Genomic DNA, 21,207 nt, shown 5'->3' on the forward strand with positions numbered 1-21,207 from the left:
TCCTCCTTCACTGCATCCGCCCAACAAAAGGCATTTTGTTATGACTCAAATTACAGTTCTGTACTCCAAAATTCATCGTGCCACGGTTACTGATGCCCAGCTGCATTACGAAGGCAGCCTGACCATTGACAAGCACTTGATGGATTTGGCTGGTCTGGTGGAATATCAACAGATTGATATCTACAACATCACCAATGGCGAGCGTTTTACCACTTACGCCATTGTGGGAGAACCCCATACCGGCATTATTCAGGTAAACGGAGCCGCTGCCCACAAGGCCAGCACCGGCGATTTAATTATTATCGCCTCCTACAGCGCCATTGATCATGCCCAAGGGCCAGAGTGGAAGCCCAAACTGGTTTTTGTAGACCGGGATAACCGGCCATCGGCTAATAAGCCAGCCCTGCTTCCGGTTTAATTTTGGTATTCAGCTTTTTAAGCCCTGTTATTTTAAACTGATTGGCCTGAACTAATTGGGCGTGCTGATTGGCCTGATTACGAAAAAATCGATCAAAACTGCTCCCATCTTTCTTTTCAGGATTTTTAGCCGAGCCATTTTTAAATTCAAAATCCATCAAGGCTTGAAACATTTTTTGAATTTCCGCTAAACCTGCCGATTTTTTGCGTAAGCGATCGCTGGGCAAGGTCTGGGTCAAGCTCTCCAATTGATCGGTGAGGCCATGGGTCTCATCGCTTAACAAGGTTTTGAAATCCGGGGGTAACGGCACCTCTTCGGTTATTTCCGTTACTTTGGGGTGGAGTTCTCGCATATGAAGTTCCAGTTTGTCTAACTGGCCTTCCAGTTGCTGAGGGTGCTTTTGGGGGATGGCGTGCCGGGTTTCCTTAATATCAAGGGCCACTTGCTCAAACTTGCGATCAATATCAGGAAAGGTGCGGCTAAATTTTTGAGGCGTATCAGCGCGATAAGAAGAATGCGACGGAAAATACAACATGGCATGCTCCTGCTTGAAAAAGCAAAAATAAAAAATAAACGATATGAAACCAAGATAAAGTATTACTGTTAAACCCAGTTGGCGCTAAAAATTGACGGGTTTGAGTATATATAAAATATTAAAATTAAACAACCGGCATCCCCGGATTCTTAAAGGCTTCCACAATAGCGGCATCACGTTTCAGCAGCACACTACTTTCTATTTCGGTTAACGACCAGGTGGGTCGACCTTCCAGCAGCAAGGGGCCATTCAAGCGTTGTTTCAAAATCGTTTGAATCTCTGGCACGGCGCTATCTACAATATCCGCCAACGGTTTTTGGTGGCGAATGGCCAAAGCGGCAGCGATGCCCACCCCTTCACCCAGTAAGGCGTTGTGTTGCACAATACGCCCAGCGCCCTGCCCAATGGGAGAGTAACCCGCCGAGCGACTCACAAAGGCAAAGTTTTGAACGCAGGGGGCATGCGGGGAGACATAAGGCAGGACCACATCCAAACCCACGTTAAAAACGGGTTTGGGCAAATGCTCCCCCGGATAAAGCTTCCAGAGCTGAGTACCCCGAAGATCCAGCCAGTAAGAGAAAGTACCAATTGATTTTTCAGGAGGCACCCCACCCTCAATGGCTTTGCGGGCCGTCATGTTTTCTCGGGCCATCAGGGTGGCGGTTTGACGCACGTACAACGATTCTGGCGGAATGACACAAGCGGCCTGAAAGCCACCCACTTCCCGCAGATAGCGCTCAAATTCACGCATTTCAGCATACAAAACCTCGGGGGTAGGGCCATCCTGAGACAGCCCAACCAGATGATCAAAGCCCAGATTCAGCGCGTTGGCCTGGGCCACCAGTCCGTTAAACCCCAAACTGCCATCGGCCAAACGGGAGACATTGCCGCCATCAATCAAAATATCGGCGTCCGCATAAGTACGGGCAGAGCCATGCCGCCAACAGTGATAATCAATGCCAATCACCGGATTCAGAATATCCAGATAATCCTGCCCTTCTGGGGCATAGGTGGGTCGATCTATCAATTCCTCCCGCAAAGCGGAGGGGTGGTAGGGTAAGGCTTCCTTTAGGATTTGGGGCAACAATGGGTTTTTGCGTAGTTGGGCTTCAAAGGCCTGAAATTCGGCCACCAACACCCCGGTAATTCGAAAAACGGGTGAAATCCCCAGAAAATCTTGATCCTCACCCAAAATCCCCCCCAAGCCTTGAATATAAGCAAGCCCGAGCGATCGGGCCACATCCGCATCCGGGGTGGCATCTATTACCACTTGCGGGGTTAAGCGCACGCTTTGATTGGGGGCGGTTAAAACCACCTGTCTGGGAAAACCTTCACCATCCAGCGTCAGCTGCGCTTCAACCCCGCTGAGGACTTCCACCTGGGCTTCTTGTAGCATGTCCCGCAAAACCTGATCCGCTTTATCGGGATTGAGGGCCACCCGAATGAACCCGCAGCGATCTAGAAAGGTTTTAAACAACCCGCATAAATACTCGGGGGTGATGTCCATATAAGACAAGCCACCCCGAACTGAAAGCCCCCCCAGCCGTCCTGAACTGCGGCGGGCCAAAACGGTTTTCGCCCCGGTCTGACTTGCGGAAATAGCGGTGAGGATGCTTTCAACTTCATCACCCATCACCAAAACCTGACAAGGATGCGGTTCCATCATCCAGAGGTCGCTTCAGTCTCTTCCGCTGGTTGGGAAGCGGCGTTGGGCTGAGGGCGGGGCTGATTTTTAAGCTCGTCTATTTCAAGCAAGGGTGGCCCGCTGACCACTTCCAGCTCTCCCCAGTAGCCCGCTAAAAAGTAGGTGTTTTCCTGCTTGTAAAAGTAGTCGATGGAGCCGTAATCCACGCTGCCGGTGCGAGGATCGATGTAGGGCTGAATGCGGCTTTGCCATTTGACCTGCTCCATATTGGGAAAAAACAGGCGGCCTCGTCGAAAGCTGAACTGAGACGATTCGGCTTCGCCTTCTTTAGACATATCAAACCCTTCCGGGGCTTCACCGTCAGAATCCTCATCCTCAAGCGGTTCAACGCTTTGAGGGGCTTCCGGTGGGGTGTAGAGCGGATAATTTTCATTAATGGCCAGTTCTAACTGGAAATCCACATAGCTCATGGTGGTTTTCAGGTTCAGCACAAAGCTCTCTTCCAGCACCACCATGTTAAAGCCGCCTTCAAAATCCGTATAATTCACCCGTTCCATCATCCACACCTTCATTCCGCAAACTGTATTTACTCCATATTATACCCAATACCCACCGCCACGACATCCCGCATCGCTCCCTTTCATTTATGCCAGCAGAACGAGATAACCAGAGACCCACCATTGAAAAAACGAATCTTATCAAATGGGATGGATCAAACGGCGTCCGTCAAAGGGCATCGCCAAAAGCGGCAATTAACTGTAGTGCTTTAAAGTGAATTGCTTGTAGGCCAGCATGCCCACAATGCCCACGGCAGGCAGCGCATAGATATAACTGGCCAGATCCTCGTTCAAATAACGGGGCATAAAGCGTGAATAGACCCCGCCAATGGCCTGAATATCCTGATAGGTAAGGGCCGCAAACAGAATCAGGGCCAAAATGGCCACTATAAAAGCCCCCATGCCCGCTAAATCATCTTCCATTTTCTGGCGAATTAACACCCCTGCCACAAAAACACTCAGTCCCATCAGGGCTGGCGCCATCCAGACTTCGTGAAACAGGCTATTTCGGGTGAATAAATAAACCGCCCAGCTCAGCAGTACGGAAGTTAAAACAGGCAACAGCGTAAAATAAAACAGCAAAAAGGCATGACGAGACAAGCTCACCCAAAATCCATCGGAGGACTTGTGGTTCTGGCGATTTACAGCCGAATAAGACGGTCGGAACAAACCAATCACTCCTTTGGAATCGCACTTATGTTAGGGGTATAATAAAAAACCACTCTTTTAATGCTGCTATCTATGTGCCAATATTGGTCGTTTTTTAATCAGCTTGCATCAATTTTCCGCCCTTGCCCCACAATTTCAGGACTTTTTTGAATGTATCGTTCCGGCTTCGTCGCCCTGTTGGGTCGTCCCAACGTTGGTAAATCCACCCTGTTAAACCGTCTGGTGGGGCAAAAAATCGCCATCACCAGCCCAGTGCCACAAACCACCCGCCATCGCATCAAAGGCGTTGTCAGTAACGAAAAAGGGCAGGTTATTTTTCTGGACACCCCCGGTTTCTCCAAGCCGCTGGACAAGCTGGGTACCTTCCTGACGGATGAAAGTCTGGCCGCCTTGTCTGAGGCGGACGCCTTTTTGATGGTGGTGGATGTCTCAGTGCCACCGGGCAAAGGGGATGAATGGGTGGCCGCTCAAATCAAGGCAACCGGCAAATTCGTACTGCTGGTGCTGAATAAAAGCGACATTCTAAAAAATAAGCCAGTGCAGTTGCTGGCCCATCGCAAGGCTTATAACGATTTGTTTACAGGGTACCCCAAGGCCAAAGCGCTTAGCGTTTCGGCCAAAACCGGGAAAAACCTCAGCGAGCTGATTGAAACCGCCATCCGCAAACTGCCGGAAGGCCCCGCTTATTACCCGGAAGACGCGGTGACCGATCAGCGCTTGCGGGAAATTACCGCCGAGATCATCCGGGAAAAAGTGCTTCTGAATACCCGTGAAGAGATTCCGCATAGCGTGGCCATTGGCATTGAAAGCTTTAACGAGGATAACCCCGAGATTACCCATATTGAGGCCACCTTGTACGTGGATCAAAAGTCTCAAAAGGGCATCCTCATTGGGCAAGCCGGTAGCATGATTAAGGAAATCGGTATTCAGGCCCGCTATGAAATTGAAAAACTGCTGGAGCAAAAGGTGCATCTGGCTTTGAACGTAAAGATAAAGGAAAACTGGCGTAAGGACCGGGTTTTCCTGAAATCACTGGGGCTGGCGCCGCCGGAACAAAAGTAATAGCCAAGCCAGCGATATGCGGCTTTGCATGAACATAAGTTCAATCAGCGGATCACAGGTTTGGGGTGATTGGCCCATTTGCGTTAAAATATTATATTGGCTCCAGTTAAATTTTGGACCCACTCATTTTGACCTCTCCCTGATACTTCAATCCTCAGGAATCCATAAGGAACCCCGCCCTATGATTTTTTCAAAAAAACGGTTGCTCACGGCTGTTTCAATCAGTGTGCTGGCCTTGCCATGGGCGGTCGCCCAGAATACGCCGACTCAACACAGCGTGGCCCCAGCCATCAAGGCGGGAGGGGTGATGGCGCTGGATTTACCCGATAGCAGCGCCCAGTCCATTTCTCTGGATATCCTGAAAGGCCGCTTTTCCGATTATTCGGTGGGTCGGGTGACCCTCACCGGCTCTGGCATTGACTTTAGAAATGGAACCCTGCAAGGGTTAAAAGCGGATATTTTGGCGGGCGACTTTGACAATTTGCTGGTTGATAAATTGGCCCTGACGGCCCCGGCCTTTTCATTTGACACCATGCAACTGCTGAACAACAGAGCCTTTGTGCTTTCTCAGCCAGTTAACGCTCAGGTGAATCTGGTTATCTCGGAAGCGGGCATCAACCGTTTTTTGGCCAACCCCAAAACCCTACATGTCGTGGAAAAGGCTGTGCAAAAGCAAACCGGTGGCATCCGGCTGGTAACCTTTTCCAACCCCAGCTTTAGCCTGGTGGGGGGCAATAAAATCAAGCTGAATGTGACCAGCGTGGTGGCACAGGGCTTGACGGTTCCCTTGCAGATGGATGGTAAATTGGCCATTCAGGCCGGTCAGCTCAGCATTCAGGATATGCATATCGCCTCTGGCGGCACCGATTTGGAGTTGCCGCTGGATGTGGCTCAATCTTTTCAGGCCAAAATCAATGAGCTGATTGATTTTAAACGACTGGGCAAAAACAGCATGGTGATTACCGCCGACAGCATGAAAATTAGCGGTAAAACGCTGATTATTGACGGGCATGCCCAGCTGACCAAATTAAAGTTTGGCGCCTAAGCGCACTTATCAATAGTGTTCGCGCTATTGCGGTCTGTTTATAAAAAGCCCCCGTCCACCGAAGCGGACGGGGGCTTTTTTCAGGCCTTAACTAGCCGCTATTGGCAGCATTCAGCGGTTGCGCCGCAGCAAGGGCCGGGGCAGCATCCACTGGCGGCAAAGGCAGCAGCGCCACCTAGTACGGTTGCCAATACGACCAATATGCTCAATAAAGTTTTCATAATATTTGACTCCTGAATTTATTCAATAAACAACTAAAAATGGGGGTAGGCACTTTCAGCGTCAACACGCCGAAAACACGACACCGGGCTCTTTCCTCTACCGGAGAAAGACCCCTGTTGTTTAAGTCAGAAGCACACCCAGTTCCAGATACCGTTTAGACTGATCGGGCCGAAATGCCAGATCCGTTCTGGATTGCATTAAAGCTGGCTGCTCGGCCAACAGCGCTTGATAGTCAAAGCCAAGCCCGCTGCTAGAAACCCATCCCATATTGGGCAAAGGGCCTGTAAAGCCGGTTTGATCGGGTTGAGTGACCGTAACCGGATTGACCACGCAGCAAGCGGGAAGCTGTTTTTGAGCCTCATGACGTCCCGGTGGGCAACAAGCATGAGAAGGGGGCATGAACAAGCACAGCGATACCAGCCATGCGGACACGGCTAAAAACAGCGCTGTTAACTTATGGGCGTTCATGATCAATGGCTCGTGTTTGAAGATAAGTTAGCATTCATGAGTAATGACGCGCCAGCATCTTAAAAGTTGCATGCCGCTTACAAGGCAAAGGCAAAATTAAAGTAAAAGACTACTTGAGCGACGGGCTTTTAATGTCCACCAAGGTGCACCAGTGGCTGTATTTGGGCACCTTGTTACGAACCACATCAAAGTAAAGATCTTGCACCCGTTGTGTAATGGGGCCGATTTTGCCATCGCCCACTGCCCGATGCTCAACCATGGTGACCGGAGCCACCTGAGCGGCGGTGCCGGTAAAAAAGATCTCTTCGGCCCGGTACAGTTCGGTGCGATCCACAATGCGCTCTTCAACTTCTAGCCCCAACTCTTCACGGGCCAACGTAATAATGCTGTCACGGGTGACGCCTTCTAGAATATTCTCGGTAGGGGGCGGGGTTACCAATTTGCCCTTACGCACCAAAAACACGTTCATGGCGCTGCCTTCAGAAACATGGCCTTCATTGGTGAGGGAAATGACCTCATCAAAGCCTTTGCGCTTGGCATCCGTAATCATAATGGCGGTATTCATATACGCCCCACCGGCTTTGGCCGCTGGCGGAATGGCATTGTCATCCACCCGTCGCCAGGCGGATACCATCACATGCAGGCCATCACGGGTATTCACGTAATCGCCCAGGGGATGGGTCCAGGCGCAAAAATCGGTTTTAACCTTATCCAGAAAGGGGCCAATGCTAACACCCGACTTGTACAGGGTAAAGCGGATATAAAAATCCTGCTGGTGTCCGTTGCGCTGGGCCAGTTCGCTGGTCATGGACATCAGTTGTTCCAGCGAGGCATCCGGGGTCATAAAGAAAATGCGGCTGTTGGCCAAAATGCGATCGTAATGCTCTTGCATACGAAAAATGGAAACCTGTCCGGTTTCCGGGAGCCAGTACCCACGAATGCCTTCAAACAGGGAGGTGCCGTACAAAAAAGAGTGGTTTTTGATGCCGAGATTGGCCTTTTCGGTCGGAATAAACTGGCCTTCAAAATAGGCAATATCGTTCATAGTGCGGTTGTTTCCTGTTTGCAGAACTACATATAGAGATTAGGATTGGCGGGGACTGTTATTCACTTTCAAAATACCACAAAGGAAACAGGCTGACTCAGCAGGAGGGATTGAAATATCAAACAAAGGTTACTGCAGCATCAGGCTGCTATTTTGGCACTCATACTGTTTCACTGAAATCAGGCAAACCTCATTCAACAAACTTTTATAAGCCGCTTTGGGTGGATGGTACTGGTTGCCGTTATGGCCCACTTCCCGCAGGTGAATTTCAATGACAGAACCCGGAGAAAAGGCGGGCATGCCAAAGGAATGAACCTGAAGGCCCCCACTCACAATGCCAACCACCCGGGTTCTTAGATCCAGCCGGTCCAGTTCGGCCCAGGAGGCCAGAATGTTATCGCTAAAATCATCCTCATACAGCAGAATAACCGTATCGTAGCTTTTAGCCGCCTCAACCATGCGCCGTATAGCAGGACCCAGCGTATCGGATATCACGATATCGGGTTCATTGAGTGGCTCAATCAAACGACTCATACCGTAGTGTCCCCAATCGAATTTATTATTTTTTGACTCAAAAAATGAACGAAAGGCATTTTCAAAAGTTCTGTAAACGAATCAGACACAGATACCCCACCGTGTTCGGCATCAACTACCAATGCCGTTTTGAAAGCCGGTGAAGCCATAGTCATAACAATAAGATGGTTGCCAACCGTAAATGTTCCCACCCATTCGGCCATTAACCGAATGAACAGGGGATATACCTTAGACCAACGAAGCTGTTAAGGGTTGTTTTCAACGTAGGCACCTGGCTTAAGAAGTTTGACTGACGGGTTGCTGGGCGTAGCGAAGCAATTTTTTATAAGCCGCCGCCAGTTCATCGGACTTTCCGGCTTCGGCCAATTCTCTGATAGACGCCATTTCGCCCACCCTTAATACCGCCTCATTGCTTAGCCCATATTGCTTTTGCAAGGCCAGAATTTTATTGGCGTTTATCAGCGCTTCATTGCGTTTTTCGGAATCTGCGGCGTTGTCCGCTTTATTCAGGGCCTCACCATCGGCAGACTCAGGCATGCGACTGCCGCCCACTGAGCCACTGGCCACGGGTGCGTTCAGCGATCGGACTGGGGGTTGGCCCCGGTTTACGCTGGTAGTTGGCGCTGGGGCATCTTCCCGTTCCGGGTCATCTTCAGTGGCAATGCCGAAAAACTTGAGATAGAAATATTTATTGGCCCCGGTCATGGCCTTGTAAATGGCTTTGTCAAAATTATCTTCTGCATAACCCGTAAACTGAGACTCTATGGCTTCCTCGCTGTCCACATCCACCACTCGGAATAACAGGGTGACCGAGGCCCAGCTTTTGCCATCCGGCTTAATGCCGGTTTGTTGATCCAGCACGGTGGGCAGCACCACCAGATGGTTGCTGTTAATGGCCTCTTTGACTGTTAAAATATCGGCTTCGGTGGCGTAATGATATTTATGGAAGGCGTTAAACCCTCGCTTGGGAACGGTATCAATGGCCTGTTGCACGGCCAGAATTTTAGCGTACAGTCCGTGCGCTTTGGTGGCGGACTTGGGAATGGTCATGTGCATAGCCCTCCTGTTTGCCCGGTAAAAAATGGGCGGATTCGTTGGCACGGCTGGCGCTGGCTGGCGGTTGCCGCAAAATATCCTGAAGCGCCTGCGGTCCATAACCGCCTTGCGGGGGTTGAAGCAGTCCCCGGATGATTAGGCCCAGCAAGTTGTATCCGCTGCCTTGGCAGTGAGGACAATCCTGAAGTTCATGGCCGGTTTCCGGGTCAAATACGCGAATGCCGCCTTGACCCTCGCAATAAAAGCAATCCAGATCGCTTAAGGCGCTCTGATCGCTAAAAATTTGCAGCACCCGGCACGGTGATGGCATGGAAATACTCACTTTCAAAATATGCGCTTTTAAAAAAATGGATGGCTGAAGCGTTCCGCTTTGGCGACAAATTCAAGGCAGTGAATGGAGATTGGCCGAAGCCAGCAGGACTGAGGTCGGTGATTTTACACAGTGGTTCACTTCTAATAGATCGCATCTTCTCGCACAAAGTTCCAATCTGTTAGAACGAATTTTCGATTTCAGGCGGGCCAGCGAACCGGCATGCGGAACCGCTCAGGTTTGACCGGCGGCGGCTTTGGTTTTACCGCCAATTCAAGTTTAAAGCAGGCGGGCCGATAATAAGGGTGGAGAAGCCCTATTGAATTAAAAGAGATTAAAACCACATGCGCTCAAGGCTTAACCCCAAACATTCAGGCTTTACGCTGGCAGAATTACTGGTGGCCTTAACCCTGCTGGGCATTATCGCCACCTTTGGCATTTCCAAAGTGTTAACCACCATGCAGTATCGCGATTATAAATACCGGGTACAAATGGCCGCCGCCCTCATTTCATCGGCCTACACCAAATACCGGGAAGACAATCAGGTCACAGGCGCCTTTAAACCCTCCGATTTAATCCCTTACCTGAACTACGCCAGTTTGGATACCAGCGGAACATTAGTGGATTACCATTATACTACATCGAGTTCTGCCGCTTGCAATAACACCAAGCCTTGTGTGGTTCTTCATAATGGGGCGCGCATTCGTTTTTATGATGATGAATCTTTTGGCCAGGTTGCTCCTGGATACGCAGTCATTTTCCAAGTCGATCCCGATGGGGTGTTAACCGACAACACCACCAATAACAATGGTAAGATGATTGAGCTTTATCTGTACGCCACTAATGGCCGAGTAGCCACACGGGGAGAAATTACCAACCCCACCTACAGTAATGCTACTTCTCGAACGCCTGATTCTGTCTATATTCCTCCCTGGTTCAGTTGGGATTAAACGCCCCCGGTGGCACTGAGCGTTATCATTGCCCATAAAAAAACCATTCTGACCCAAAAATCAGGATGGTTTTTCTGTATTCTGTAATTGAAGAGATAGGGTTACTTTGAATTAAACAGACCCTTATCCCATTCCGTAATACCCTGCTAACGCTTTTTAGAGGAAAAACAAATAGAAAAAATCGGAGAAGGCCCCACGCATGCGGGCAAACTCTCGCTGAATGCGGGAAACCGGTTTGGTTTGCGTCATTTGTTTAACCTGGCGGACAATGTCAGTCTGTGCCACAATTCCATCCTGTTCGCGTACTTAAATGCTCTAACTATCCTAAGAAAATAAATGTGCCAATTGATTGAATGTTTTAACCAGACTCTCACCTAAAAAAATTAACGACAACTGTTGAAACAACAGGAAGGCATTTCAAATTCCGAGTTCAGTCTAATGCGCTTCAGCCACCAAAACAATTACCTTGTTAGCCTATTATAGTGAACTGTTCGGCAAAAAGAAACGGTTCTGAAGGGTTGAGGGTTAAAGAATTTATAAAGATTCTCCATTGGGTTGACTGTTTCGGGCTATTTTGGGTTACATATCATTCAGCTAGAGTGTTTTCAGGGATTCTGGCAAAAGGAGACGGGCTTGTCCGAGAGAATTCTGTTTATTTGCCATGACGGGGATTTATACGGCTCTCAACGCAGTTTAAGCCTGATAGTGGCCCATTTACCGCCAGAACATTACCAGTGCTTCGTCTCCATGGCCCGCTCCGGCCCTTTGCAAGCCGTGCTGGAAAGCTATCCCAATGTGCAGGTACTCCGGCATCAGCGGTTGCAGTGGGTCAAACACGATCCTCGCAACTGGCTTCAAAAAATCGGGGATGTTATCAGCTTGGTGGCTTCCGCCTTTCCACGCACCTGGCTTCTGTTTAATACCATTCGCCGGGAAAAAATAAACCTGGTTCACACCAATGTAACAGTCTCTTTAGAAGGGGCCTTGGCGGCGGCCTTGGCGGGCGTTCCCCACGTATGGCATATTCGGGAACTGTTTATGGAAAAAAACCCCAAATTTCACATGGTGCTGGGCCGGGCCTTGAGCAGGCGCATTATTGACCGTTTTTCCGATCAGGTCATCTGTATTTCCCATGCGGTGCGCGATCAGTTTGGTCCCTGTGTGGAGGAAGACCCGGACAAATATCGCCTGATTTACAACGCCATGACCTTTCAGAACTTGCCCTCCCTGCTGCTGTGGAACGATCACCAGCGGGCCATGATGAAATCCCTGTCTCTGGCTTCGCTGCGGGTGGCCGAGCAGGATGTGTTCCGCCTGGGGTACATTGGCAGGCTATCAGCAGGCAAGGGATTGCACGAACTACTGGCCGCTCTGGCCATTTTGCGGCAGCGGGGTTACGCCCTTCAGCTACTGGTGGCCGGAAGTTTTGTGGATGCCCCTTACGAAGAGCGCATTCAGGCCATGGTTCAGCACGAAGGGCTGGCGGATGCCGTGGTGTTTCTGGGCTATCAATCAGACCTGACCCCCATGTACGAAGTGCTGGACTTGCTGGTGGTGCCTTCGGTGAATGAACCCTTTGGCCGGGTGGTGATTGAAGCCATGGCCAACGGAGTGCCTTGCATTGGGGCCAACGCAGGCGGAATCCCAGAAATTATCGAGCATGAGGAAACCGGCTGGCTGTATCCCCCCGGTGATGTGTGGGCGCTGGCCGATATGATTGAGCCTTTGACCAGTACATTCTGGAAACTCGAAACAATTCGTCAAAACGCTAGACGGATGGTTTGTGAACGGTTTAACATTGAGACTCAAATCAGGATGCTGCAAGAATGTTATCAGTCGGCGATGAATCGTCATCAGTTTTAACCCAACCCGCTCCCCGAAAAATCAGAATAGGCATGGTGCTGGATCAGTCCTTCCCGCCCGATGCCCGTGTGGAGCGCGAAGCCGTGGCCTTGACCGAGGCCGGTTTTGAAGTGCATTTGCTGTGCGTCGCCTTGCCAGAATCCAGAGACGCCTCTGCCAATAGCCCTTTGCAAGGGACCTTGAATGACGAAGCCTACCTGGGCTTTTACATCCACCGGGTCAACCCGCAGGAAGTGCGGATTCAACTGCCTTTTTCCAGCAAAACCTCTCGCTTTTTATACAAGGGACTGGTCAAGAACTACTTTCATCACTTTAAAAATATCGATACGGTGTGGCATACCCTGATCCATCGGTTTGTGAAGTCCTACGGCATTCAAATTTTGCACATCCACGATTTGCGTTTGGTGGATACCGGCCAAAGTGTGGCCCATCGCTACGGATTGCCATTGGTGGCGGATTTACACGAAAACTATCCCGCCCTGATGCAAATGATGCGGGGCCGAAACAACCCCAAAAAAGGCGAAAAGCAGCGGCTTCGCTGGGATAAAATTGAATCAGCTTCCATTCAGCGGGCCTCTCAGGTGATTACAGTGGCAGCCGAGGCCAAAGAGCGTCTGCTGGCCAAAGGGGTTCCCCCCGAAAAAGTGCTGGTTCTTGAAAACACGGTGGATGTTGAGAAGTTTCTGGCGGCCCCCGTCAATCAGGACGTGGTTCGACAATATCGGCCCCATTTTGTACTGACTTACGTTGGGCATTTGAACGATAAGCACCGGGGCATTCAAACCATTATTGAAGCCATGGCCATTCTGAAGGACGAAATCCCAGAAATGCGCTTTATCGGGGCTGGAGCCATTCGGGATCATTACTATCACTACCTGGAGCCCATGATTGTGGCGGCGGGCCTGCAAGACCGGGTTCATTTTACCGGCTGGCTGGATGAAACCGACTTTGTAACTTACATTGAGGCCAGCGACATTTGTTTATGCCCTCATATTGTGAACGATCACACCAACGCCACCTTTCCAAACAAGGTATACCTCTATCACTTACTCAAAAAATCAGTGATCACCAGCAATGCCGTTCCTTTACAGCGTTATATTGAAGAAACTGGCGGCGGGCTGGTTTATCAATCCGGCGATGCGGCCATGTTGGCTGATTTGATTCGCATGCTTTACAATCGTCCCGATGTGCGCCGTGAAATGGCTTTGCGGGGTCATCAAGCCGTCATCGATCATTACAATTGGAAGCAAACCGCCCAGGGTTTGATTACAATGTATCAACAACTGGCCAATCAAGTCCTCAGCCCGGTGGCTCATTAACTCTTTACCTCATAGCGGAGCTTATTTTCATGAATGTGTGCAGCGTTACCGACAATCCTGAAATCGTGGTAGTCAACGATTCCCATCCAGCCGTTTCCGAAAACTGGGCGGCTTTGGCCCTTTCCTATCGCCGCGTTTGCGTGGTGGGACTCGGCTATGTGGGCTTGCCAACCGCCTTGCTGTTTGCCTTACATGATTATTCCGTGCAAGGGGTGGATGTCAGCGAACGGGTACTGGGCAACATTCAAAATTCCAAAGTGGGAGACGTCTATCCCGAGCTGTCCGACTGGTGGTCGGAAGTGTCCGCAGAAGGGAATTTCCAAGCCTCTGCCAAACCCGAGCCAGCCGATGTCTTTTTAATTACGGTTCCCACCCCCATTCACGATGCTGATAAAACCTGTGATCTTTCCATGGTGCGGGCAGCCACCGCTTCTATTTTACCGGTTCTAAAGCCCGGTAACCTTGTTATTCTGGAGTCTACGGTACCTCCCGGCACCACCCGCAACGTGTTAAAACCCATGATTGAAGCCGAAACCGGCCTGCGGGTAGGGGAAGATATCCACCTGTGCTTCTCCCCGGAGCGGGTACTGCCAGGCAACACCACTTATGAGTTAATCCACAACGACCGGGTGATTGGCGGAACCACCCCGGAAGCCTCCATTTTGGGCCGCACCCTGCTTGGGCAGGTGATGCAGGGGCAGTTGCACGTTACCAATGATATTACCGCCGAATTCTGCAAGCTGGCTGAAAATACCTTCCGGGATGTGAACATTGCGCTGGCCAACGAGCTGTCGATTTTGGCCGATGAGTACGGGGTGGACATTACGGAAGCCCGTGAGCTGATTAACATGCACCCCCGTGTCAACTTGCTGAAACCCGGCATTGGGGTAGGGGGGCACTGCATTGCGGTTGATCCCTGGTTCTTTGTGGAAGCCTCTCCCATCAATACCCGCTTAATTTCCACCTCCCGGCTGGTGAACGATCGCATGCCCGAATACACGGTGCAAAAAATCCTGACTGCGGTTCAGGATATTCAAAACCCAAAAATCTGTCTGGCAGGCCTCTCTTACAAGCCAGAAGTGGGAGATACCCGTGAAAGCCCCGCCATGCGAGTGGTGGCCCTGCTGAAAGCAGAAGGCATTGACGTGGTGACCTTTGATCCCTTGTTGCCGGAGTATTCGGAAACGACACTGCTCCATGCCGCCAAAAACGCTGATTATTTAGCGGTTCTGGTGGGCCACTCCGCCATTTTGGAAGTGATTCGAGATCAAGAGCCAGAGCTGCACCAGGTAATGCGGACCCCACGCGTGCATGTTTTTTAAATCCGGCTTCAGAAGAACCTGCGTTCCAGGTTAGGGCAGCACAGGCTGCCTTAACTCAGTGGAATGGCGCCCAGCAATTCTTTTAAGGCTTTGGATTTCTGGGCATCGGTGTGACCAGTCATGGCATGGGCGAAATTAACCATAGCCTTGGCGTGCAAATCAGGACCAAAACCAGCTTTTTCAAAGCCCTCTGCCAGTTTTGAATGTCCAGCTCTGGACGCCTGAGCGGTTAAATTCCACCCTTTGTCATTCTGCTCAGGAATATCCAAAGCGGCAACCAAACGCCGCAAGGTTTCTGGATACTCAGCGGATTGATTGAACAGTTCCGCCGATTTCTCTTCTCTTAAAACCTTTAATCCCGCCTTTAATCCATTCTGATTTAAGTCAGACTGGATGCTTTTGGCAAAATCCTTTTTCAGGGCTTTGCCAAATTCAGAGAGGTCATAATGACCATCGTCTTGAATGAATTTTTCTAAAAAGCGTTTTCTTTCATTCGTAAAATTCAGATAAATATTTTTAATGGCATCGTTGTACGCAGTCGCCGCCAATTTCGGGTAAGTTTTCAATGCATTTTCATATTCAATCAGCGCAATTTCCGCAGGGGTAATACTCAAAGGCGCCCCTGATTTCAGGGCGGTAAACACATCAACAGCCGCACTGTCTTTGTTTATATCTTCATATCTAAAGCGCGGAAGATGGCCATTATTCCGCAAAGCGAATAGGCTTTTGAACAGCTTATAGGACATTGCCCGAGACTCACCCTCTGAAACATGGGTTGAGAAACGGCCCTGCGGATGGGTAGCTGGATTGATGGACATAACAAACAACTCCTTGCCCGACGGGCCAATGAACTGTCTATTTGAAAACAGAGTGCTTTCAAAAAGTGATCACGGCTCAATCAAACCTGCGACAGAGAGCTGATAATAAGGCCGCCAAGCAAGTTTTTTGACCGGTTTAAACTGTTTAATGGGCGTTTAAACGTTATAAACGCCCGTTTTGTACTGTTCCAGTGATGCGGCCACGCTGTCAATGGTTAATGCCAACCCTTCCCGAAAGCTGAACTGCGGGGTCCAGCCTAGCAAGTGCCGGGCCTTTTGGTTAGCGGCCAGCAACAGTCCCACTTCACTTTTTTCGGGGCGCACTCGTTGTTCATCAGTCACCACCGGAACGTGGGGTTGTCCTAAAATATCCAATATTAAATGCAAGGTATCGCCAATGGTTTGGGTTTGACCGTTGCCTATGTTAATGGTTTCCCCCACGCTGGCATCGCATTCCGCCACCCGGATAAACCCTTGAGCGGTATCTTTCACAAAGGTAAAATCTCGCTGCGGGGTTAAAGAACCCACTTTAATCGGCTCACCCGTTTGGGCATGCTTTAAGGCCTGACTGATGATGGTGGGAATAATGGCTCGGGCCGATTGACGGGGGCCAAAGGTGTTAAAGGGCCGAATGGTGGCCACCGGCAAATCAAAGGACAAGTAGTAGCTCTCCGCCATTTTATCGGCGGCGATTTTGCTGGCGGAATAGGGCGATTGCCCTTGCAGGGGGTGGGCTTCATCAATCGGCGTGTAGCGGGCGGTGCCGTAAGTTTCACTGGTGGAGGTATGCACCAGTTTTTCCACGCCTTCCTGACGACAGGCTTCCAGCACATTCAAGGTGCCTTGCACATTCACGTTGACATAATGCTGAGGGGCAATGTAGGAATAAGGAATCCCGATCAGGGCCGCCAGGTGAAAAACAGCTTTGCACCCTTTCACAGCCTCTCTTACAAAAAAGGGATCGGTGATGTCGCCAGCCATAATTTCAAGCCGGTTTTTCAAGGCATCCGGCAAAGCTTCCAGATTGCCCCAATCGTTTCGGGAATTGTATTTAATCATGGCCCGAACCTGGCAGCCTTGCTCTAACAAAGCTTCCACCAGATGACTACCGATAAAGCCACCGGCCCCGGTTACCAAGACTGACTGATTCCTTAAATCCATGTGGTAAAACCCTTTTGCTGAATGACTGAATGATCTCCCGAATAGAACCCTATTTTGATTGAACCAGGGGCAGCGTATCCCCAATGTTGGCCCGCCAGTACTGAAGCTCTCGGCGCAGGCCCTGCTCAAGCGTGACTTGAGGCTTCCAGCCGGTATGCTGACGAATTTTGGTGATATCCGCCCAACTGACATCTTTTTGCTGCAAGCCGTGCAGCTTTAAGGCCACGGTTTTCAGGGCGTCTTTACTCAGCGCTGAATGGGCCAGCAGCAAATCCAGAGCGGCGCTAATGGGGGTGCTAATCCCTGAGCCAATGTTATAGACCTGCCCGCTTAGTTCATTTTGAGTATGAATGGCGGATAAGGCCATTAAAGCCCCGGCCACGTCATCCACATGAATAAAATCTCGCCAGCTTCGGAGGTTATAAACCTGAATTTCGGACGGCAATGGCTGCAAGACTTCTGCCTGCACAATTTGGGCGGCCAGAGAAGCGATGGCTAAATGGCGCTCGGTGTTGCCATACACATTAAACACACGGGCAATCACCACCGGCAAATCGTAGCGACGGGCAAAGCTCTGGGCAATCTGGCTTTGGGCCAACTTGGAAATCCCATATTCGCCTTCCGGCTGACAAATGGTGTTTTCATCAACCGCCTCGCCCCGCAAACCATACTCCGCCGCTGAGCCAACAACAATCACACGGGGCCTCAAGCCATTATCAATCACCGCCTGCAACAAACGACGGGTGCCTTCGGCGTTCACCCGCAACTGATTTTCAAACGGAGATTTGGGACTGGTGCCAATGCAGTGATAAATGATGTGCGGCTGAATTTGCCCCAGCCAGTGCAATAAATTGGCATCCAGCAAATTGCCTTCCAGGCAGTGAGCGGCGGGCAGTTTCTCATCGTAGGTGCGGTTAAAACCGTAAACCTCGGTTTCCGGCAGACCCAACAACTGGCGGGTTAAATGGCGGCCAATGTACCCCGTGCTGCCAGTCACCAGAATGCGACGGTTCATGGTTGGGCCGACTCCGCCACAGGATCAACCACCGTGGGCAGCAATAATTCCCGCTTGTTTTGAAAATCGGTGACTGCGGTTTCATAGTCATCCACCCGGCCAATATCCAGCCAATACCCATTAAACGGGTAGGCCTGAATGGATTGCTGCTCGGCAATCAAGCGCTTCATGAGCTGATCAAAGCCAAAAAAAGTGTTTTCCGGTATGAAATCCAGAATGGCCCGGTTAAACAGGTAAATACCCATGCTTACGGAATGCTCCAGCATGGGCTTTTCAATAAAATTGTGAATGCGATGGGTGTCGCTATCAAATTCCAAAACCCCGAAATCAATTTTAGAAGTTCGACGGTAAACGGCAATGGTTGCCAAATTGGGTGCTTCTGACGGGTTGGCCTGACAGTGAAAATTAAACAAAGCGCCAAAGTTAATATCAGACACAATGTCGGCGTTCATCACCAAAAAATTTTCGGGCAAGTCGGTCATGGCCTTCAGGGGGCCTGCGGTTCCCAAGGGTTGATCTTCACGGGCGTAAGTTATCGAAAGGCCCAGTTTGCGGCCATCCCCAAAAAACGCTTCAATCAGCTCGCTCAAATGGCCAACGGCCAAGGTAATTTCTGTAAAGCCATGCGCTTTTAATTGACGCAACACCAGCTCCAAAACCGGCATTTCTCCCAGTGGCACCAGTGCTTTGGGAAACAGGGTGGTGTAGGGCTTCAGCCGGGTGCCTTGTCCACCCGCCAAAATAATGGCTCGACGACTGGAAGATGATGGCGTTAGGGAAGATGGGGGGACAGCGGTCATATCAGTCACGGATTGCTTACGATCAATGAGACAGGGACACAGGATTGGCCTAATATACCACAAACCCCTTGGTTTTCAGGGCAAGACCAAGACAGTTTAGCTGATCTTGTTTGGGAGTAGGCAAGGATCATACACTAAGGGGGCACTGATATTTTGGGAGACTGCACGCCAGATGACCATTCACACCAGCACCCTGCAATACCGGCTGGCACGGCCTGCGGATAGCGAGGCTTTAATTGAGCTGATTTTAGCCATGGCCTGGGAAAGCGAGCAAATTAAACTAAACCCGAAAACCCTTCAAGCCGGGGTGATGGCCGTATTCAACCACCCCCAACGGGGCACTTACTGGGTGATTGAACAGGAAAGCCAGCTGATTGGCTGCACCCTGATTACCGAGGAATGGAGCGATTGGAACAACGCCCCCTACTGGTGGATTCAAAGTTTGTATATCCAGCCCCCATTTAGAGGGCAGGGCATGTTTGAAGGGTTGCTGGCTGTGATAGAACAAGCCGCCAAATCACAAGGCGCGCCAGAGCTTCGCCTGTATGTGGCCCAAAATAACCAGCGGGCCATCCGGGTGTATGAACGTACCGGCTTTGAAGCGGATCACTACCGCTGTATGACCCGAGCGCTAACTTAAAACCCGGTTTACCGCCTGTTGCCAGCCCTGCATTAAACGGGCTCTTTCCGGTGCGGACATGGCAGGCTCAAAGCGTTCTGTTTGCTCGGCCAGCTGTTTAATTTCCTCCGGGTTTTGCCAGAATCCAACCGCCAACCCCGCCAGATAACCGGCCCCTTTGGCGGTCAGCTCCGGGTCATCGGCCCGCTCCACCGGAACATTCAGCATATCGGCCAAAAATTGAACCAGCACATTGGAGCGGGTCACGCCCCCATCCACCCGCAGGGTTTCCAGAGACAATCCCGCTTCAACTTGCATGGCATCCAGCACCGCCTTGGTTTGATAAGCCATGGATTCCAGTGCGGCCCGCACCAAATGGGCTTTGCCGGTATCCTGTGTAATCCCGAAAACGGCCCCTCGGGCGTTGGCATCCCAATAAGGCGCGCCCAAGCCCGCAAAAGCGGGAACCAGATACACCCCTTCATTGTGGGGAATGCTGCCAGCCAGGGTGTCCACCTCCCGCATGTCCTCAATAACGTCCAGTTTTTTGCTGAGCCATTCCAGAGCGGCCCCTGCAAAAAAAATGGCGCCTTCCAAAGCGTAAGCGGGTTGGCCTTCCGCATCGGTGGCCAGGGTGGTTAATAAGCCTTGAGCCGAATGCACCGGGGTTTGCCCCGTATTCATGACCAAAAAAGCGCCGGTGCCGTAGGTGCTTTTGGCGGTACCCGGCATCCAGCATTTTTGGCCATGCAAGGCGGCTTGCTGATCGCCCGCAATGCCCGCCAAAGGCACTTCTATGCCTCCGGTTAAAGCCAGATCCATCACCCCAAAGCGCTGATTGGACGGAATCACTTCCGGCAACAGAGTTCTCGGAATGTCAAACAAGGCCAGCAAATCGGCATCCCATTCCCGCTGGTGAATGTTATACAACATGGTGCGAGAGGCGTTGGTCATATCGGTTACATGGCATTTTCCGCCACTCAATCGCCACAAAATATAGGTATCCACGGTGCCAAACAACAGCCGATTGTCAGCCAGCAGGGTTTGGCATTCCGGCACGTTACGCAGCAACCATTGAATTTTAGAAGCCGAAAAATAAGCGTCAATCACCAGCCCCGTTTTTTGCTGAATCATGGCGGCATGACCGTTTTGCTTCAGTAACTCGCAAGCCTCCGCCGTGCGCCGACATTGCCAAACAATGGCGTTATGAACCGGCTTTCCGGTTTGGCGATCCCACAAAATGACGGTTTCCCGTTGATTGGTTAACCCGGTGGCCGCAATGTTTTCCCAGCCCAGTCCGGCGGTGGTTAAAGCCGCCTGAGCCACTTGCAAGGTGAACTCCCACAGGGTTTTGGGATCATGTTCCACCCAGCCGGGTTGCGGATAAATTTGCTCAAACCCTTGCTGAGCGCGGGCAATAATGGCCCCGCTGCCATCCATAATACAGGCCCGGATACTGGTGGTGCCATGATCAAACACCAACAAATGGGAACGACTCACTTCTTATAGCCTCAAATTAAGCCTCAAACGGGCGGGTCACGCTTTCGCCATCTTCCTGCAGGGTTTTCACCAATTCCTCAACCTTGCCTCTGGCTTCTGTTAATTTGGTTTGGCAAACCTTGATATGGCCCACGCCTTGCTCAAACAAGCCCAGCGCCTCTTCTAAGGGCAAAGATTCCGCCCGAAAGCGATCAACGATATCCTCCAGCGCCTGTGAAGATTCTGAAAAAGTGGGAAGCGATTGGGTCATGATCTTAGGTCCTTGATTCATTGG

Annotated in this window: 25 protein-coding genes; 8 read left to right on the forward strand and 17 right to left on the reverse strand. The window is 50.8% G+C overall.

The window, feature by feature from the left end:
* Positions 1–40 precede the first annotated feature (40 nt).
* Complete coding sequence (gene panD / locus ACEW81_RS11570) at positions 41–418, forward strand: aspartate 1-decarboxylase (protein WP_373533144.1); 378 nt, start codon at positions 41–43, stop codon at positions 416–418.
* On the opposite strand, the gene ACEW81_RS11575 is transcribed toward panD, so the two are convergent.
* The 4 genes from ACEW81_RS11575 to ACEW81_RS11590 all read right to left on the reverse strand — a co-directional run bounded on the left by ACEW81_RS11575 (position 390) and on the right by ACEW81_RS11590 (position 3,824).
* On the reverse strand, positions 390–953 hold the full coding sequence (locus tag ACEW81_RS11575) for a hypothetical protein (RefSeq protein WP_373533145.1): 564 nt from the start codon (positions 951–953) through the stop codon (positions 390–392). The two genes, panD and ACEW81_RS11575, sit on opposite strands and share 29 nt — an antisense overlap.
* Before the next feature lie 124 nt (positions 954–1,077).
* Positions 1,078–2,619 carry an FAD-dependent oxidoreductase gene (locus ACEW81_RS11580; RefSeq protein ID WP_373533146.1) on the reverse strand — a complete coding sequence of 514 codons (1,542 nt, stop codon included), beginning with the start codon at positions 2,617–2,619 and terminating at the stop codon, positions 1,078–1,080.
* Positions 2,616–3,158: a hypothetical protein gene (locus ACEW81_RS11585; protein ID WP_373533147.1), complete on the reverse strand. Its 543-nt coding sequence runs from the start codon at positions 3,156–3,158 to the stop codon at positions 2,616–2,618. The genes ACEW81_RS11580 and ACEW81_RS11585 overlap by 4 nt, the downstream gene beginning before the upstream one ends.
* 192 nt (positions 3,159–3,350) lie before the next feature.
* Positions 3,351–3,824: a hypothetical protein gene (locus ACEW81_RS11590; protein ID WP_373533148.1), complete on the reverse strand. Its 474-nt coding sequence runs from the start codon at positions 3,822–3,824 to the stop codon at positions 3,351–3,353.
* Positions 3,825–3,974: 150 nt separating this feature from the next.
* On the opposite strand from ACEW81_RS11590, the gene era reads away from it, so the two are divergent.
* Both era and ACEW81_RS11600 read left to right on the forward strand, forming a co-directional pair.
* The gene (gene era, locus ACEW81_RS11595; RefSeq protein WP_373533149.1) at positions 3,975–4,886 is read left to right on the forward strand and encodes a GTPase Era; all 912 of its coding nucleotides are present in this window, start codon (positions 3,975–3,977) and stop codon (positions 4,884–4,886) included.
* A gap of 181 nt (positions 4,887–5,067) precedes the next feature.
* Complete coding sequence (locus tag ACEW81_RS11600) at positions 5,068–5,931, forward strand: LmeA family phospholipid-binding protein (RefSeq protein ID WP_373533150.1); 864 nt, start codon at positions 5,068–5,070, stop codon at positions 5,929–5,931.
* 98 nt (positions 5,932–6,029) lie between these two features.
* Here the strand turns inward: ACEW81_RS11600 and ACEW81_RS11605 are convergent, their stop codons facing one another.
* The 6 genes from ACEW81_RS11605 to ACEW81_RS11630 all read right to left on the reverse strand — a co-directional run bounded on the left by ACEW81_RS11605 (position 6,030) and on the right by ACEW81_RS11630 (position 9,566).
* Positions 6,030–6,152, reverse strand: coding sequence for a hypothetical protein (locus ACEW81_RS11605; protein WP_373533151.1), 123 nt, complete (start codon positions 6,150–6,152; stop codon positions 6,030–6,032).
* Positions 6,153–6,273: 121 nt separating this feature from the next.
* A complete protein-coding gene (locus ACEW81_RS11610; RefSeq protein ID WP_373533152.1) occupies positions 6,274–6,621 on the reverse strand; it encodes a hypothetical protein in 348 nt (115 codons plus the stop codon).
* Positions 6,622–6,730: 109 nt separating this feature from the next.
* Complete coding sequence (locus tag ACEW81_RS11615; protein ID WP_373533153.1) at positions 6,731–7,666, reverse strand: branched-chain amino acid transaminase; 936 nt, start codon at positions 7,664–7,666, stop codon at positions 6,731–6,733.
* A 129-nt stretch (positions 7,667–7,795) separates the two neighbouring features.
* Positions 7,796–8,200 (reverse strand): hypothetical protein, encoded by a 405-nt coding sequence (locus ACEW81_RS11620; RefSeq protein WP_373533154.1) that lies wholly within the window; start codon positions 8,198–8,200, stop codon positions 7,796–7,798.
* Positions 8,201–8,476: 276 nt separating this feature from the next.
* The gene (locus tag ACEW81_RS11625) at positions 8,477–9,250 is read right to left on the reverse strand and encodes an ERF family protein (protein ID WP_373533155.1); all 774 of its coding nucleotides are present in this window, start codon (positions 9,248–9,250) and stop codon (positions 8,477–8,479) included.
* Positions 9,204–9,566 carry a hypothetical protein gene (locus ACEW81_RS11630; RefSeq protein ID WP_373533156.1) on the reverse strand — a complete coding sequence of 121 codons (363 nt, stop codon included), beginning with the start codon at positions 9,564–9,566 and terminating at the stop codon, positions 9,204–9,206. Before ACEW81_RS11630 ends, ACEW81_RS11625 begins: the two co-directional genes overlap by 47 nt.
* A gap of 344 nt (positions 9,567–9,910) precedes the next feature.
* Between ACEW81_RS11630 and ACEW81_RS11635 the strand changes: the two genes are divergently transcribed.
* A complete protein-coding gene (locus tag ACEW81_RS11635) occupies positions 9,911–10,516 on the forward strand; it encodes a type II secretion system protein (protein WP_373533157.1) in 606 nt (201 codons plus the stop codon).
* Positions 10,517–10,672: 156 nt separating this feature from the next.
* Here the strand turns inward: ACEW81_RS11635 and ACEW81_RS11640 are convergent, their stop codons facing one another.
* The gene (locus ACEW81_RS11640) at positions 10,673–10,801 is read right to left on the reverse strand and encodes a hypothetical protein (RefSeq protein WP_373533158.1); all 129 of its coding nucleotides are present in this window, start codon (positions 10,799–10,801) and stop codon (positions 10,673–10,675) included.
* 348 nt (positions 10,802–11,149) lie between these two features.
* On the opposite strand from ACEW81_RS11640, the gene ACEW81_RS11645 reads away from it, so the two are divergent.
* From ACEW81_RS11645 to ACEW81_RS11655, 3 genes are read left to right on the forward strand one after another with little or no spacing between them, the layout of a single operon-like run.
* Positions 11,150–12,379 (forward strand): glycosyltransferase family 4 protein, encoded by a 1,230-nt coding sequence (locus tag ACEW81_RS11645; RefSeq protein WP_373533159.1) that lies wholly within the window; start codon positions 11,150–11,152, stop codon positions 12,377–12,379.
* The gene (locus ACEW81_RS11650; RefSeq protein ID WP_373533160.1) at positions 12,343–13,698 is read left to right on the forward strand and encodes a glycosyltransferase; all 1,356 of its coding nucleotides are present in this window, start codon (positions 12,343–12,345) and stop codon (positions 13,696–13,698) included. The genes ACEW81_RS11645 and ACEW81_RS11650 overlap by 37 nt, the downstream gene beginning before the upstream one ends.
* 29 nt (positions 13,699–13,727) lie before the next feature.
* On the forward strand, positions 13,728–15,020 hold the full coding sequence (locus ACEW81_RS11655; RefSeq protein WP_373533161.1) for a nucleotide sugar dehydrogenase: 1,293 nt from the start codon (positions 13,728–13,730) through the stop codon (positions 15,018–15,020).
* A gap of 50 nt (positions 15,021–15,070) precedes the next feature.
* Here the strand turns inward: ACEW81_RS11655 and ACEW81_RS11660 are convergent, their stop codons facing one another.
* The 4 genes from ACEW81_RS11660 to ACEW81_RS11675 form a co-directional block, all read right to left on the reverse strand.
* Positions 15,071–15,838 carry a hypothetical protein gene (locus ACEW81_RS11660; protein ID WP_373533162.1) on the reverse strand — a complete coding sequence of 256 codons (768 nt, stop codon included), beginning with the start codon at positions 15,836–15,838 and terminating at the stop codon, positions 15,071–15,073.
* 156 nt (positions 15,839–15,994) lie between these two features.
* Positions 15,995–16,999, reverse strand: a complete 1,005-nt coding sequence (locus ACEW81_RS11665; protein WP_373533163.1) for an SDR family NAD(P)-dependent oxidoreductase — start codon at positions 16,997–16,999, stop codon at positions 15,995–15,997.
* A 49-nt stretch (positions 17,000–17,048) separates the two neighbouring features.
* On the reverse strand, positions 17,049–18,014 hold the full coding sequence (locus ACEW81_RS11670; RefSeq protein ID WP_373533164.1) for an NAD-dependent epimerase/dehydratase family protein: 966 nt from the start codon (positions 18,012–18,014) through the stop codon (positions 17,049–17,051).
* On the reverse strand, positions 18,011–18,814 hold the full coding sequence (locus tag ACEW81_RS11675; RefSeq protein WP_373533165.1) for a nucleotidyltransferase family protein: 804 nt from the start codon (positions 18,812–18,814) through the stop codon (positions 18,011–18,013). Before ACEW81_RS11675 ends, ACEW81_RS11670 begins: the two co-directional genes overlap by 4 nt.
* A gap of 172 nt (positions 18,815–18,986) precedes the next feature.
* On the opposite strand from ACEW81_RS11675, the gene ACEW81_RS11680 reads away from it, so the two are divergent.
* Entirely contained in the window at positions 18,987–19,454 is a 468-nt protein-coding gene (locus ACEW81_RS11680) for a GNAT family N-acetyltransferase (RefSeq protein ID WP_373533166.1), read from the forward strand.
* Here ACEW81_RS11680 and glpK read toward each other — a convergent pair.
* Both glpK and xseB read right to left on the reverse strand, forming a co-directional pair.
* Positions 19,446–20,933 (reverse strand): glycerol kinase GlpK, encoded by a 1,488-nt coding sequence (gene glpK / locus ACEW81_RS11685; protein WP_373533167.1) that lies wholly within the window; start codon positions 20,931–20,933, stop codon positions 19,446–19,448. The genes ACEW81_RS11680 and glpK overlap by 9 nt on opposite strands.
* A gap of 16 nt (positions 20,934–20,949) precedes the next feature.
* Positions 20,950–21,183: an exodeoxyribonuclease VII small subunit gene (gene xseB / locus ACEW81_RS11690; RefSeq protein WP_373533168.1), complete on the reverse strand. Its 234-nt coding sequence runs from the start codon at positions 21,181–21,183 to the stop codon at positions 20,950–20,952.
* Positions 21,184–21,207: the final 24 nt, after the last annotated feature.

This window comes from Vampirovibrio sp. (assembly GCF_041737375.1).
GTDB lineage: Bacteria > Cyanobacteriota > Vampirovibrionia > Vampirovibrionales > Vampirovibrionaceae > Vampirovibrio.

Bases quoted from the DNA above. Each gene is read 5' to 3' on its own strand.
- xseB (WP_373533168.1), bottom strand. From the start codon at position 21,183: ATGACCCAATCGCTTCCCACTTTTTCAGAATCTTCACAGGCGCTGGAG.
- ACEW81_RS11670 (WP_373533164.1), bottom strand. From the start codon at position 18,014: ATGAACCGTCGCATTCTGGTGACTGGCAGCACGGGGTACATTGGCCGC.
- ACEW81_RS11665 (WP_373533163.1), bottom strand. From the start codon at position 16,999: ATGGATTTAAGGAATCAGTCAGTCTTGGTAACCGGGGCCGGTGGCTTT.
- ACEW81_RS11575 (WP_373533145.1), bottom strand. From the start codon at position 953: ATGTTGTATTTTCCGTCGCATTCTTCTTATCGCGCTGATACGCCTCAA.
- panD (WP_373533144.1), top strand. From the start codon at position 41: ATGACTCAAATTACAGTTCTGTACTCCAAAATTCATCGTGCCACGGTT.
- era (WP_373533149.1), top strand. From the start codon at position 3,975: ATGTATCGTTCCGGCTTCGTCGCCCTGTTGGGTCGTCCCAACGTTGGT.
- ACEW81_RS11600 (WP_373533150.1), top strand. From the start codon at position 5,068: ATGATTTTTTCAAAAAAACGGTTGCTCACGGCTGTTTCAATCAGTGTG.
- ACEW81_RS11620 (WP_373533154.1), bottom strand. From the start codon at position 8,200: ATGAGTCGTTTGATTGAGCCACTCAATGAACCCGATATCGTGATATCC.
- ACEW81_RS11605 (WP_373533151.1), bottom strand. From the start codon at position 6,152: ATGAAAACTTTATTGAGCATATTGGTCGTATTGGCAACCGTACTAGGT.
- ACEW81_RS11660 (WP_373533162.1), bottom strand. From the start codon at position 15,838: ATGTCCATCAATCCAGCTACCCATCCGCAGGGCCGTTTCTCAACCCAT.
- ACEW81_RS11625 (WP_373533155.1), bottom strand. From the start codon at position 9,250: ATGACCATTCCCAAGTCCGCCACCAAAGCGCACGGACTGTACGCTAAA.
- ACEW81_RS11680 (WP_373533166.1), top strand. From the start codon at position 18,987: ATGACCATTCACACCAGCACCCTGCAATACCGGCTGGCACGGCCTGCG.
- ACEW81_RS11615 (WP_373533153.1), bottom strand. From the start codon at position 7,666: ATGAACGATATTGCCTATTTTGAAGGCCAGTTTATTCCGACCGAAAAG.
- ACEW81_RS11675 (WP_373533165.1), bottom strand. From the start codon at position 18,814: ATGACCGCTGTCCCCCCATCTTCCCTAACGCCATCATCTTCCAGTCGT.
- ACEW81_RS11650 (WP_373533160.1), top strand. From the start codon at position 12,343: ATGTTATCAGTCGGCGATGAATCGTCATCAGTTTTAACCCAACCCGCT.
- ACEW81_RS11630 (WP_373533156.1), bottom strand. From the start codon at position 9,566: ATGCCATCACCGTGCCGGGTGCTGCAAATTTTTAGCGATCAGAGCGCC.
- ACEW81_RS11580 (WP_373533146.1), bottom strand. From the start codon at position 2,619: ATGATGGAACCGCATCCTTGTCAGGTTTTGGTGATGGGTGATGAAGTT.
- ACEW81_RS11635 (WP_373533157.1), top strand. From the start codon at position 9,911: ATGCGCTCAAGGCTTAACCCCAAACATTCAGGCTTTACGCTGGCAGAA.
- ACEW81_RS11610 (WP_373533152.1), bottom strand. From the start codon at position 6,621: ATGAACGCCCATAAGTTAACAGCGCTGTTTTTAGCCGTGTCCGCATGG.
- ACEW81_RS11585 (WP_373533147.1), bottom strand. From the start codon at position 3,158: ATGATGGAACGGGTGAATTATACGGATTTTGAAGGCGGCTTTAACATG.
- ACEW81_RS11655 (WP_373533161.1), top strand. From the start codon at position 13,728: ATGAATGTGTGCAGCGTTACCGACAATCCTGAAATCGTGGTAGTCAAC.